The sequence below is a fragment of the Nonomuraea sp. NPDC052129 genome (genome assembly GCF_040680095.1).
Taxonomy (GTDB): Bacteria; Actinomycetota; Actinomycetes; order Streptosporangiales; family Streptosporangiaceae; genus Nonomuraea.
This window is the reverse complement of record NZ_JBFAVX010000003.1, coordinates 41,206-53,117: the sequence shown is the minus strand read 5'-3', so window position 1 is coordinate 53,117 and position 11,912 is coordinate 41,206. Positions and strand designations below refer to the sequence as shown.

General features: G+C 67.5%; 16 protein-coding genes and 1 tRNA gene. 7 read left to right on the top strand and 10 right to left on the bottom strand.

The genetic code is table 11. The annotated features are described in order from the left end of the window. Positions 1-2: 2 nt before the first annotated feature. Together AB0L53_RS08030 and AB0L53_RS08025 are read left to right on the top strand one after the other, a co-directional pair. A complete protein-coding gene (locus AB0L53_RS08030; protein ID WP_363992016.1) occupies positions 3-659 on the top strand; it encodes a DUF3566 domain-containing protein in 657 nt (218 codons plus the stop codon). 173 nt (positions 660-832) lie between these two features. Further along, positions 833-906, top strand: a tRNA-Ile gene (locus tag AB0L53_RS08025). Between the two features lie 231 nt (positions 907-1,137). On the opposite strand, the gene AB0L53_RS08020 is transcribed toward AB0L53_RS08025, so the two are convergent. From AB0L53_RS08020 to AB0L53_RS08010, 3 genes are all read right to left on the bottom strand, one after another. After that, positions 1,138-1,263 carry a hypothetical protein gene (locus AB0L53_RS08020; protein ID WP_363992014.1) on the bottom strand — a complete coding sequence of 42 codons (126 nt, stop codon included), beginning with the start codon at positions 1,261-1,263 and terminating at the stop codon, positions 1,138-1,140. A 164-nt stretch (positions 1,264-1,427) separates the two neighbouring features. Next, positions 1,428-2,015 (bottom strand): hypothetical protein, encoded by a 588-nt coding sequence (locus tag AB0L53_RS08015; RefSeq protein ID WP_363992013.1) that lies wholly within the window; start codon positions 2,013-2,015, stop codon positions 1,428-1,430. Next, positions 2,012-2,371 carry a hypothetical protein gene (locus AB0L53_RS08010; protein WP_363992011.1) on the bottom strand — a complete coding sequence of 120 codons (360 nt, stop codon included), beginning with the start codon at positions 2,369-2,371 and terminating at the stop codon, positions 2,012-2,014. Before AB0L53_RS08010 ends, AB0L53_RS08015 begins: the two co-directional genes overlap by 4 nt. An 86-nt stretch (positions 2,372-2,457) precedes the next feature. Here AB0L53_RS08010 and AB0L53_RS08005 point away from each other — a divergent pair, with 86 nt between their 5' ends. Together AB0L53_RS08005 and AB0L53_RS08000 are read left to right on the top strand one after the other, a co-directional pair. Beyond that, positions 2,458-3,243, top strand: a complete 786-nt coding sequence (locus AB0L53_RS08005; protein WP_363992009.1) for a GntR family transcriptional regulator — start codon at positions 2,458-2,460, stop codon at positions 3,241-3,243. Positions 3,244-3,504: 261 nt separating this feature from the next. Next, positions 3,505-4,236 carry an NUDIX domain-containing protein gene (locus AB0L53_RS08000; RefSeq protein WP_363992801.1) on the top strand — a complete coding sequence of 244 codons (732 nt, stop codon included), beginning with the start codon at positions 3,505-3,507 and terminating at the stop codon, positions 4,234-4,236. Here AB0L53_RS08000 and AB0L53_RS07995 read toward each other — a convergent pair. Further along, positions 4,163-4,708 (bottom strand): hypothetical protein, encoded by a 546-nt coding sequence (locus tag AB0L53_RS07995; RefSeq protein WP_363992007.1) that lies wholly within the window; start codon positions 4,706-4,708, stop codon positions 4,163-4,165. The genes AB0L53_RS08000 and AB0L53_RS07995 overlap by 74 nt on opposite strands. A gap of 376 nt (positions 4,709-5,084) precedes the next feature. Here AB0L53_RS07995 and AB0L53_RS07990 point away from each other — a divergent pair, with 376 nt between their 5' ends. After that, complete coding sequence (locus tag AB0L53_RS07990) at positions 5,085-5,612, top strand: hypothetical protein (RefSeq protein ID WP_363992006.1); 528 nt, start codon at positions 5,085-5,087, stop codon at positions 5,610-5,612. A gap of 91 nt (positions 5,613-5,703) precedes the next feature. Here AB0L53_RS07990 and AB0L53_RS07985 read toward each other — a convergent pair whose 3' ends face one another. Continuing rightward, entirely contained in the window at positions 5,704-6,747 is a 1,044-nt protein-coding gene (locus AB0L53_RS07985) for a hypothetical protein (protein WP_363992004.1), read from the bottom strand. A 62-nt stretch (positions 6,748-6,809) separates the two neighbouring features. Next, positions 6,810-7,940, bottom strand: a complete 1,131-nt coding sequence (locus AB0L53_RS07980) for a M20 family metallopeptidase (RefSeq protein WP_363992003.1) — start codon at positions 7,938-7,940, stop codon at positions 6,810-6,812. A 162-nt stretch (positions 7,941-8,102) separates the two neighbouring features. Here AB0L53_RS07980 and AB0L53_RS07975 point away from each other — a divergent pair, with 162 nt between their 5' ends. After that, positions 8,103-8,339: a hypothetical protein gene (locus tag AB0L53_RS07975; protein ID WP_363992001.1), complete on the top strand. Its 237-nt coding sequence runs from the start codon at positions 8,103-8,105 to the stop codon at positions 8,337-8,339. Here the strand turns inward: AB0L53_RS07975 and AB0L53_RS07970 are convergent. Beyond that, complete coding sequence (locus AB0L53_RS07970) at positions 8,287-8,694, bottom strand: MerR family transcriptional regulator (protein ID WP_363991999.1); 408 nt, start codon at positions 8,692-8,694, stop codon at positions 8,287-8,289. The genes AB0L53_RS07975 and AB0L53_RS07970 overlap by 53 nt on opposite strands. 82 nt (positions 8,695-8,776) lie before the next feature. Here AB0L53_RS07970 and AB0L53_RS07965 point away from each other — a divergent pair, with 82 nt between their 5' ends. Then, complete coding sequence (locus AB0L53_RS07965) at positions 8,777-9,664, top strand: NAD(P)-binding domain-containing protein (RefSeq protein ID WP_363991998.1); 888 nt, start codon at positions 8,777-8,779, stop codon at positions 9,662-9,664. Between the two features lie 59 nt (positions 9,665-9,723). Here the strand turns inward: AB0L53_RS07965 and AB0L53_RS07960 are convergent, their stop codons facing one another. The 3 genes from AB0L53_RS07960 to AB0L53_RS07950 form a co-directional block, all read right to left on the bottom strand. Further along, positions 9,724-9,870 (bottom strand): hypothetical protein, encoded by a 147-nt coding sequence (locus tag AB0L53_RS07960; protein WP_357938195.1) that lies wholly within the window; start codon positions 9,868-9,870, stop codon positions 9,724-9,726. Positions 9,871-10,143: 273 nt separating this feature from the next. Continuing rightward, a complete protein-coding gene (locus AB0L53_RS07955; protein WP_363991996.1) occupies positions 10,144-10,812 on the bottom strand; it encodes a DivIVA domain-containing protein in 669 nt (222 codons plus the stop codon). Further along, entirely contained in the window at positions 10,809-11,873 is a 1,065-nt protein-coding gene (locus tag AB0L53_RS07950) for a globin domain-containing protein (protein ID WP_363991994.1), read from the bottom strand. Before AB0L53_RS07950 ends, AB0L53_RS07955 begins: the two co-directional genes overlap by 4 nt. Between the last annotated feature and the right edge of the window lie 39 nt (positions 11,874-11,912).

Sequence of the window (11,912 nt, the reverse complement as noted above, 5' to 3'; positions counted from 1 at the left end):
TCATGAGCGCCCAGGGTGGCTCCGCCAGGACTAAGGCGGCCCGGGACAACGGCCAGCAGCCGAAGAAGTCCAATGAAACCGAGATCTTCGACGGAGCGGTCGACGAGGAGAAGGCGACGCCTCCGCAAGGAGTAGTGCCGCCGGTCACGGGTCAGCCAGGGGAGGAGCAGACGACGGAGGGCAACGAGACGGTCCGCCTCCGTCCCTCGCTGACTTCCGAGGCCCCTCCGCTTGTCGAGATGCCCAAGAAGAAGTCCTCCAGTTCCGCGGGGGCCCGTCTCCCCCGCAAGGCCCACCTGGTCCTGCGTCGCGTCGAGCCGTGGTCGGCCATGAAGTTCAGCTTCGTGGTCTCCCTCGTCTGCTTCGTGGTGCTGTTCGTGGCAGTGGCCGTCCTGTACGGCGTGCTGTCCGCCTTGGGCGTGTTCGACTCGCTGGTGGACCTGGTCAACCAGCTCGGCAAGGGTGAGCAGGGGCAAAACTCGATCCCGATCGACATCGCCTCTTGGTTCGAGCCGGTCCGCATCCTCGGCTACACCGCCCTCATCGGCGCGGTGAACGTGGTGCTGATCACGGCACTGTCCACGCTGGGGGCGGTCATCTACAACGTCGCCTCCGACCTGGTGGGCGGCGTCGAGGTGACCTTCAGCGAGGCGGAGTAGCTTTCGGTACATGGTTCGTGGTTCTGTGGCTCGTCGTTTTGCGGCTTTTGGCTCGCGTCGTCGTCGATCTTTCGGGGGCGGCGCGAGCAACTACGGAGAGGCGGTAAGCTTTTCCTCGTCCGAACAACCGGTTCGCCTTCCCTGGTGGGGATGCGATACGGTTTGGCGTACGCGGGGCTATAGCTCAGACGGTTAGAGCGCTTCCCTGATAAGGAAGAGGTCCCAGGTTCAAGTCCTGGTAGCCCCACACAGATGACCAGCAAGAAAGAGTCGCTTTCGAACTAGGAAGCGGCTCTTTTTCGTTGGTTGGGAGAAATCTGGGAGATGACCTTGTCCGCCGTCCCTCCCGCCACTTCGCCCACAGGGTCTAGACAGGGCGCTCGGGAGACGGTCGCGGATGTCATTCGCGGCGGCCAGGGGGACAGGGGATGCGGGCCTGGGCCCTGTATTGAGGGCTCAAGCGTGGCGGCCGGGCCGTCTATGTGCAGTCGGTGATACGTCCCCACACCCAGCTCAGCCAGTCCCAGCCGAGCAGTCCGCACACGATGATCACGGCTCCGACGTCGGCGGATAGACCGAACGCGGACAGTATCTGCAGGTCCATTCGAAGCTCCTCAGAGGGGTTGTGAGAGGGGGTCTCCGCCACCGTCCCTCCAGATCCGGACGGAGACCCCAGGCCCCGGTTCGATCGTCGCTTTGACGTGCCACGGGCTCGCCGGGGAGATTGTCCCGGCCGCCATGGAGGGTTCGGCATGTCGGCCGGGCTGTCTAAGGGGCCTGCTTGGGCAGCAGGTTCGATACGTGCACGATCAGGGCCCTGGCAAGCGTGAACTCCAGCGTGTGGAGATCGGTCAGTGGGACGTCCTGGAGAGTCGGCCTGCCGGAGGCGGAGAAGACGGTTCCCTTCACGCCCCACAGCTCGTAGTCGGGCGAGGTGTAGACGTGGGCTTCGCGCTGTAGATGCGGGCAGGCGGTTCGCGCCTCGGGGATGCACCGCAGACACGTTGGCGGCTTGCTGAGCTGGCCGGCCTCGGCGTGCGCTTCCTCGTGGAACACCCAGGACAGACGCCCGGTGCCGGGATCCATCGCGGGAGCCTGGCACACCTGGCAGAGCCGGTGCAGCATGCACTCCCGCTGCCGGAGCGCGTGCATCTCCTGGTAGTTGACCTTCCCGTGCCGTTCGAACTTCTGCCGGGCCCACAGCACGCCCATGACCCAGTCGCTCGCCGCCGGATCGGCGTAGGACAGCCGACGCCCGTTCAGCGCCCAGACGTCGTGGATGACGGCAAGGTTGAGCGCGACGGTTTCGACCTCGTAGGCGACGACGTACGGCACCTGAACCGCGGTCGTGGTCATGGCCTGGTGACCTGGGGAAGTTCGCACCAGGCGCGGTGACCGCCCTCGGTGGAGGAGGCACCGAAATTCAGCACGCCGCGGCTGATGTCCGCCCAGCCGCCAACGTCGGGATCGAGGGCCGGCGCGCCGGGGTCCTTCACCTCGATCACCATGCCGCCCCGCGCGGCGGGAGTGACAAGGATCTCGACGAGACCGCCCTTGGGGGTGTGCCGGACGGCGCTGGCCACCAGCTCGCCGATGATGTGAACGGCGACGGCGACCTCGACCTTGGGGTGCTCGCTCTGTACGACCGTGCGGATCCAGGCGCGGGCATCGTCTACTGCGGCGGGTACGCCTGGCAGCGTCTGGTGAAGCATGGGGGACCACCTAATGCTGCATAGTCAGTTGTCAGCGTGTCATATGAAGCTTGCAGCCTGACTATGTAACCCGTCAAGCTGTACGCGTGAATCACCCCGTGGATCGCCCGAAGTACATCCGCATAGCGGACGAGCTGCGATCCAAGATCGTCTCTGGAGAGCTCGCCGTGGGAGACCGGCTGCCCTCCATCCCGGACATCACCCGGGAGTACGGCGTCGCACGCAACACCGCCGCCGACGCACTCGACGTTCTGACGTCCGAGGGGCTCGCCGTGGCTCGCCCGGGCTCAGGCACCTATGTGCGAGCGCAACCCGAGATCCGCCGTCTCGTACGCAGCTGGAACCGCAACGCCCGCGGCGGCTCGCCGTTCGCCGGCGAGATGGCCAATCAGGGCCAGACCGGGACCTGGGACTACGACTCCCGGACGGCGCAGGCCTCCGCCGCGGTGCGCGAGCGCCTGGCCCTCGACGAGCCACCAGCTGACGACCCCGACGTGGTCAGGACGACCTATACATTCCGGGGCGACGGAAACCCGGTGATGCTCTCGACGAGCTGGGAGCCGCTGGCCTTGACCCGCGGCACGCCCATCGTCCTGCCTGAGGACGGCCCGCACGCTGGCGTCGGCGTGGTCGAGCGGCAGCGGCAGATCGGGGTCCAGGTCACGCACTCGGCCGAGGTTGTGTCCGCGCGGCCCGCCACCGCAGACGAGGCCAAGCGCCTCGACGTCGCGCCCGGCGCCATTGTGCTGACGATCGAGCGGACCTACTACGCCGACACCCGGCCGGTCGAGACCGCGGACATCGTGATCCCGGTAGACCGCCACCAGGTGGTGTACGGCACGTCGATGTGGGACGAGCCCGCAGGGGAGTAGCCTCCCGCGCATGACCGACCGACACGCGGTGAGTGAGGCAACGACCGCCCTGTGGAGGGTGGACTTCTACGAGGGTGTCACGCCGCTGGACACAACCCTCTTGGTACGGCGTGGACGACGTACTGCTGTGGGCGTCAAACTCGCTACGCGGGAATCCGGGAGGTACGTGGCACGGACGTGACGATCCACCTGTCGCTGATCGAGTCCAGGTCCGGCAACGGCAGCTCGGCCACGACCACTCCTCAACTCGTACATACGACCATGTGGGCTGAGGATAGCGACCAGGAACGCCGGAGGGAATCGATGGATCACCCGAACACGCACTCCGTCAGCGTGGCAGGTGTCATCATCGACGATCAGGGACGTGCGCTGTTGACCCAGCGCAGGGACAACAGCCATTGGGAGGCGCTAGGCGGCATCCTCGAACGCGGCGAGGACATCACCACCGGCCTCCTCCGAGAGATCCGGGAAGAGACCGGCCTGGACGTCGAGCCCGTCACCCTCACTGGCGTCTACAAGAACATGACCCGGCACATCATCGCCCTCGTGTTCCGCTGCAAGGTCATCGGCGGTCACCTCGTCGAGACCAGCGAGACCCGTGCCTTTCGCTGGGCCACTGCCGACGAGGTGCGATCGCTGGCCAACGAGGCATTCGGCATCCGTGTCCTGGACGCCATGCAGCACAACCCCGTGCCAGCCATCCGCCACCATGACGGGGTTCACCTCTGCGAGGGCGCCGCAAACCCGAATGTGTCTGGTCACACCGGTCCGCATCGCCTTCAGGCAGTCGACCAGGCGCCATCGGGCCCGCATGCTGCGCTGGGCGCCGCTTGTCCGGTTGGCGCACATCAAGACCGGCGACGACGTGACGCTTCCCGACACGGCCGGGCACGACGTCCCGCCCGGCGGAGCCGGAGGGCTACCCGTTGGCCGGGAGACCCGTCGTGGGGGTGTCCGTCGGCGGCTGGGCCGTGCCCTCGCCGCGAAGGGTGATGAGGGTGGGATGGGCGCCGACGTTGTGGTGGATGACCAGTGTGGCCTGAGCCGTGCCGCCCTCGGCCGGCGAAGTGAAGCTCACACCGAACGAGCAGGACACACCGGGAGCCAGGTTCTTGCGCTCGCAGGCGCCGTCCTGGCTGAAGTACGCCTTGCCGTCGCCTCTGATCTCCATGTAGGTGACCTTCAGCGTGGCGTCGCCCAGGCTTTCGATGCGCACCTCGCTGTCGCAGCCGCCCTCGGCGGTGCAGGTGATCTCGCCCGGGGTGATCTCCACGTCCGCCTTGCCGGCGGGCACCTTGATGATCTGCTTGCTCTCCCCGCCACCGGACTGCTGCTTGGTGGTCGCCTTGTCGGGGCCGCACATGAAGTCGGGACAGATCGGCGCGTGCGTCGTGATGAGCGCCGCGACGATGACCGCTCCTGCCCCGATGAGAGCGACCGGGATACCCGCTCCCTTACCTGACACGAACTCCTCCGATAACCGGGATGAGGGCCGAAAAGCGTAAATGATCGGTGGGTGAGCCGACCGTCGTCAGCACCGGTTTCTTCATAAAAGGGGAGAAGCCGGTCCCCGCGACGGCCGTCCTGCCATGCGAAATCGCGAAGTCTCCTTCCCCGGTGCCCAACCAGCGAGAACCCCGGGCCCGAATCCGCACACGTCAACGATAAACACGTTCTGGTTGCAATTCACATGAATACTTCTGTCACCGTCCCGGCCGGTGCCAGACCCCCTTCCCGCGTGTGGCGGGGCGGTGATGCGCGTGCGAGTGATCGTATGAATTGCCCACAACTCAGCGGTTTTCGGGCTAGGGTTGCCAATTCGCGATCATGGAGGAAGCACTATGAAGCAGACCATAGCCCTGCGGATCGGCCGGTCGGCGCTCGTGGCGGCGTTGGCCGGAGGGGTCGTGCTGGCGGGCGTCGCGCCTGCGGCGAACGCCGCCCCCGCCGCCCAGAAGGCGACGTTGGGGCCGTTCGGGTACGGCAGCCTGAAACTTGGGATGACCGAGGCGCAGGCCAAGGCGACCGGGCTGATCGTCCCTAAGAGCATCAACGCGCCCACCAAGTGCTCGGCCTATGACCTGAAGACGCAGCGCTACGGCGGCGACCGGGCGGGCTTGTTCATCTCGAAGAAGCAGGGCGTGGTCACGATCTCCGGGCCTGGCACCGTCAAGACGCCTCAGGGCATCGGCAGGGGCTCCACCCCCGCGCAGCTGAAGGCCGCCTACCCCAACCTGAAGCAGAACGCGATGTTCGGGACCTTCGCCACCGTGCCGGGCAATCCCAAGGCGTCCTACATCTTCCTCGTGTCGAAGAGAATGGTCGTCGGTGTGGTCCTGGTCCTAACCGCGCAGAACTGCCTCAGGTAGCGGCCCGTCACGCGCCGGTGGGGGTCAAGGCGCCGGTCCGAAGGTCGGCAGCGTCGGTCCCCCGCTGTCTCGGGCGGAGGTTTCGGCGGCGTCAGGCGGCATCGGCAGGCGTACACCCACCACCGCGGGCGTCGTGCCCGCGAGCGGACCTCAGGACGGCGGCCAGGAGTGCCAGGCCCACAGCGATGCCCAAGGCGTGCTCGACGATCGCGACCGCCGTGTATTCGCCGGTCACGAACCCGCCAGGTCGCAGAATCACCATCGGCAGCTTCCAACCGCTCCACGCGAACAACGAGCCGGACGCCCCGAAGGCCAGCGTCATCGGAACCCACCGCCGGAGCCGGGCGGGGCGGCCACGCGTGAGCGTCCACACGCTCCAGGCTCCGAGCAGCGCCCACAGTCCGGAGCTCCCGCTCAACAGCCGATCGTTGAGCTCCAATTGACCGCGGGACGCCGGGTCGAGGCCCAGTGTCCCGCCCAGTGCCCAGGACCACCAGAGCAGGCCCAGCCCGGCGGCCACCGCCATCGCCGCCGTCACCAGCGCCGATGAGTGTGCCGGGCCGTCACCGGCCCGGCCCAGGAAGGGCCGCGGCCATCGCTCCCTCAGGTAGATCGGCAAGGCCACGGCCAGCCCCACCGCCATCCCGGCGAAGCCGATGGCGATGAAGGCCTCCTCCCCCTGCGCGGCCGAGCCGGAACCGCCTCCGAGGAGGCTGCTGATCATCACGTACGGAAGCATCGGGACCAGAAAACCCGCGCCCGCCCAGGAAAAGAAGATCACCGGTCCGGCCGCCAGCCGACGGCCCCACGGCTGGGCCAGTGCCAGCCCGAGCGCGATCCCGGTCGCCGCCATCACCACGGTGACGACGTTCAGCAGCACCCAGTCCGCGGTGCCGTAACCATCCGGAGCGTCCCCGGACAGGCCCGCCGCGATCCAGACGACCTTGACGGCCAAGTACAGCGCCATGCTGAGCGCCGCGCCGTAGCCGGCGAGCCTGCGTGCCAGGCTCCATCGCGCACCTACGGTCGAAACGTCCGCTGAATCCTGTACGACCTGCACCCGAACCTCCATCAACCGGCTGATCTCGGCACTACCAAGCCTTCCGGAGTCGTCGGTCGGGCCGTATCCCCTCATGTGGTGATCGTGCTCCCCCGCACGGGGGAGCACGATCGTCGCTGCCCAGGTCGGTCAAGCCATCAGGCGAGAGCCGTGAGCAGGCCGATCGTCAGAGCCAGGCGCTTCGGGATGTGCTCGACCAGCAAGTGCTCGTGCCGAGCGTGCGCCCCGTCGCCCACCGCGCCCATGCCGTCCAGGACGGGCCGCCCGAGCGCCGAGATGAAGTTGCCGTCGCTGGCGCCTCCGACCGACACCTCGTCCAGCTGCCACCCGAGCCCGTGCGCCACCTCCTGGGCCTCCTTGAACAGGCGCTGCGAGGCGGGGTTCGGGGTCATGGGCGGCCGGTTCCACTCGCCGGTCACGGAGATCGTCACCCGCGGATCGGCGGCCCGCAGGCCGGCGAACACGTCGTCGATCCGTCCCATCTCGGACGGGTCGGTCACTCGCACGTCGATCCCGCAGCTCGCGTGACCGGCCGTGACATTGCGGCCGGTGCCGCCGGTGACCACGCCGATGTTCACGGTGGTTCCGCGCTCGCGCGAGGCGGAGCCGGCCAGGGTGGTGACGATCTCGGCCAGGGCGTGGATCGCGTTCGCCCCCGCGTACGGGTCGAGCCCCGCGTGCGCTTCCACCCCGGTCACGCTCAGGTCGAACAGCCCCACGCCCTTACGGGCGGTCTTGAGCGCGCCGTCGAGTGACGCCTCGAAGACCAGGCTCGCCAGCGCGTCCGCGCTCGCGGCCTCGATGTGCTCGCGTGAGGCCGGGCTGCCGATCTCCTCGTCCCCGTTGAACAGGAAGCGCACGCTCGGATGCGGCAGCCCCAGCTCGCGCAGCCCGCGCAGTGCCCAGATCGACTGCACCAGGCCCGACTTCATGTCGAACACGCCCGGCCCACTGGCCTTGCCGTCGACCACCGTGAACGGCCACTCGGCCAGTGTCCCCGTGGGCCAGACGGTGTCGTAGTGGCTGAGCATCAGCACGGTGCCGGGCGCGGTGCCCTGGTAGGTCAGCTCAAGGATGTCACCGTACGGCCCGCCGTCGTGCAGGATCTCCGCGCCGGGCGGGCCGAGGAGGTCGACGGCCCGGGCGCGGATCGCGTGTAGTCCCTTGACCAGCATGGCCTTGTCGGAGCTGTGGGTTTCCAGCTCGACCACTGCTTTGAGGTCGTCGAGCATGGCCGGGAGGGCCTGCCGGGTCCAATCGCTGATCAAGACGGGGATCCTTCCAAAGCGGGGATTTCTCAAGGCTGCCGCTGGTGGGGACGTTTCTCATCGTCCGTTCGGCCAGCAGAACTATCCGCGTTCGTATCCTCGTACGAACCTGGCGCTTGGCGACACTTCCCCATTCACCGGCGACGTGGGATGCTCCGGGCTGTGAACGAGCCTGACAAGCCCGCTCGGCGCATCGACCCCCCGTATGACCGCGACGGTGTCGAGAGCACGCATACGTACGGCGCGGTGCTTCTCGGACTGGGACTCGCGCTCTGCGTGGGTGCGCTCATCGTTGAGAACGGCCACCCGCCTTGGCAGGTGCTCGGTGTCTTCGCGCTCGTGGCGATCAGCGGCCTGGTGATGCGCATCGAGGCGGCGATACAACGACGTTCGCAGTGACGCCGCGCTGTTCGGTGGCGTCGATGTAGTCGTGGAGGACCTGGCGGGAGCGGGTGAGCAGGTCGATGTGCTCGTCCAGGCCGTGCATGCGGGCTTTCAGGGTGTCCAGGAGTTCGGGGCAGGGCTCGAGGTCGGGGGCCGCGCCGGTGGCGCAGGGCAGCAAGTACCCGATTTCCTGGGTCGACAGTCCGGCTTCGAGCAGCCTCCGGATCTGAGTCACGGTCAGGACGGCATCGCTGGTGTACTCGCGGTAGCCGCTGGCGGCGCGGCGGGGCTCGAGCAGGCCCTGGGCCTCGTAGTAACGCAGTTGATGCGTGCGGACTCCGGTCCGCCGGCTCAGCTCCCCGATCAGCACGCGCGCTGCTCCTTGACCTTTATATCGGTGTGAACGTTGATGATTCTGCCATGACCACTCAAACCCACCGAGGGAGCAGTGCATGATGCGGAATCGCGACGTGACGGTCATTGGTCTTGGCCTGATGGGTCAGGCGCTGGCTGGAGCGTTCCTGCGCGGCGGCTACTCCACGACCGTGTGGAACCGTACGGCGGCGAAGGCCGAACATCTTGCCGCCCAGGGGGCCAAGGTCGCCGACTCGGTCCGCGACGCCGTCCTGGCCAGTCCGCTCGTGGTCGTCTGCGTGTCGGACTACGAGGCTGTGCACACGCTTCTCGATCCGCTGGGCGAGGAGCTCGACGGTCGCGTCCTGGTGAATCTGACCTCCGGTACGTCGCTGGGGGCCCGCGAGACCGCGGAGTGGGTGACGCGGCGGGGTGGCAGCTACCTCGACGGCGCGATCATGGCCACCCCCGCGGCCGTCGGGGCGGAGGCCGTCCTCCTCTACAGCGGGCCACGGTCGGCCTTCGACCCGCACGAGCCGGCCCTGAGGAGCCTTGGCGAGGGTACGACTTACCTCGGCGACGACCACGGCCTGTCGGCGCTGTACGACGTGGCCGTACTGAGTCTGATGTGGAACATCCTGAACGGCTTCCTGCAGGGTGCCGCCCTGCTCGGCGCGGCGGGTGTGGACGCCACGGCGTTCGCCCCTATCGCGAGCAAGGGGATCGAAACCGTGAACGGCTGGGTGTCCGCCTATGCGCGGCAGATCGACGACGGCACGTACCCGGCCGTTGATTCCACCATCGACACTCACCTGGCCGCGATGGAGCATCTCATCCACGAGAGTGAGTTTCTCGGGGTGAATGCCGAACTTCCGAGGTTCATCAAGGCCCTGACCGATCGGGCAGTGGCGGATGGGCATGGCGGCAGCGGGTACGCGGCGATGATCGAGCAGTTCCGTTCTGTAGGTGCCGTCGTCAAGCCGTGACACTCCGCTGCCGTCCTTGCCCAGGACGGCACAGGACGGCAGCGGAGTCCGGCCGGCCGCTATAAGTCGCTGATGTGGGGGATGATCTCGGTCAATACCCAGAGGGCCAGGCCGAGGGCGATGAGGTTGACGCGGCCGCCGCCGACGTTGAAGGCGGCGAGCACGAAGCAGGCCAAGGCGAAGATGAGCAGAATGAGGGTCAGCATGCTGGGCTTCCGTCCGTCCGGTGTTACGGGTGTGGTTGCTCAGCGCTACCCATGATCGCCTGGTTCAGGCGTGGCGATTGATCACATGCCCCGAACTGTGACCCAGCCGCCTACCGCGACTCGTGGTGACGCGGATCTCTCATCAGGCATGCGAACGAAAGATCCCGGCCGACGGGTGTCCAGGACCGTGGCGGCACACCATGGGCGTGCGGGGATCGGAAGTCTGCGGGTTCGAGTCGTCGGTGACCTCTCCGGTGGCCGGCTCGACCGGAACTAGCCCGGGTTCGTGGAGAAGCCTGAGGAGGAGCCCAAGGAGGAGTACGCGACGGCCTGCCGGCTCGTCTCCGGCAGGGTGCCCAGCTTGTTGACCTCGTTGGTCAGCCCTTCGAGGACCGCGCGCAACTGCACCTGGGTGACCTCCGCGAAGGTGCGCAGGTAGGCGATGCGGCGTTCCAGTTCCTCGGCTTCGACCGACTGGACCTCTCCGCTCGCCCGATAGACGTTGACCGCCTGGCTGGCGGCCTCCTCCGCCTGCTGCTGCGCCTCCTGGAGGATCTGCTCGTACTGCTGGCGCGCTTGGCCCACCAGCCTGCGGGAGTAGTCCTCCGCCTCGGCTATCTGGGCGTCCGCCGTCTGCTGAGCGCGGGAGAGGAGGTTGACCGCGTCGACGTTGAGCCTTGCCGAGGCGCCCGGGGAGGTGTCGTGGCCGTGGTCCTTGAACCAGTTGCGCAGCCGGTCGACCTCAGCGCGCAGGTCGGCCTTCTCCGTGTCGCTGGCCGCTATGTCGTCGGCCATGCGGAGGAGGAACGTACGTACCTCATCCGCGTTGTAGCCGCGGCTCCCGAGCTTGGCGCGTGAGAAGTCCTTGTTCCGTACCCGATCCGGCGTCAGCGGCTGGCGGTCGTTCGATGGGTTATGTGCCCATGGCGTCTCTCCCGTCACTGCTCTCTACCTCCAGCACTGGTGAATTCGTCGAAGCGGATTTGCTCGGCCGGCACGCCGGCGTCCAGCAGCCGGGCGATCGTGCTCTGAACCATCTCTTCAGAGCCGCATACGAAGACCTCCTGGCCACGCCAGGCCTTCAGGGCGACGTCCACCACATAGCCGCGCTCACCGCGGTAGAGCCCGTCATGGGACACGACGGGCACGACACTCAACCATGGGTGCTCGGCGTCCAGCTTGGACAATGCCTCGATGTCGTACAGCTCGCGGGCTGTCCGGGCACCCACGAAGAGGCGGATGTTGCAGCGCGCCCCTTCGTAGGCCACCTGCTCCACGAGCGCCTTGAGGGGAGCCAGGCCCGTGCCGCCGGCGATCAGGAGGAGATCCTTGGGCAGGCTCGTGTCGAGCGTCAACCGGTCGCCCAGCGGTGCGCCGATCTTCAGGGCGTCACCGCGTTGCGCGCCGTGCACCAGGGCCGTGCTGACCGCGCCACCGTCGACCACCCGTACATGCAGGTCAATCGTGTTGTCGCGACGCGGCGCGTTGGCGAAGGAGTAGAAACGCCACATTCTCGGTCGCAGCCCGACCGAGATCGACGCGAACTGGCCCGCGCGGAAGGGGTAAGGGTAGTTCAGGCGAGCCCGGATCACCGCGATGCCGGGGGCGCGCGACTCATGCAGGATGATCTCGCCGTCCCACCAGGGCGGCGTCGTGGCCGACGCCTCTTCGGCCGCTTCGGTCATCACCTTCGCGACCAGCCCGTACGCCTGGGTCCAGTCGTTGGCCAGAGCAGGTGTCCAGCGATCGCCGAGGAAGTGCTGCAGAGTGGCCAGCAGTGCCTGGCCGACAGCGGGATAGTGCTGCGTGACCACGGCGAACTTGCGGTGGTCGCGGCCGAGCTGCTGGAGAAACGGCACCACGTCTTCCACATGGTCGACGTTGCTGACGACGCGTCCCAGCGCGCTGACGAGCCGATCCCGCTGAGTGGCCATGGACACCGGGAACAGGGCCCGCGTCTCGGGGTACATCAGGAACAGGGCTGAGTAAAAGAACAGCGGCACCTGATCACCCGACCGGGCGACCTGGTGCCAGCTGTCCTT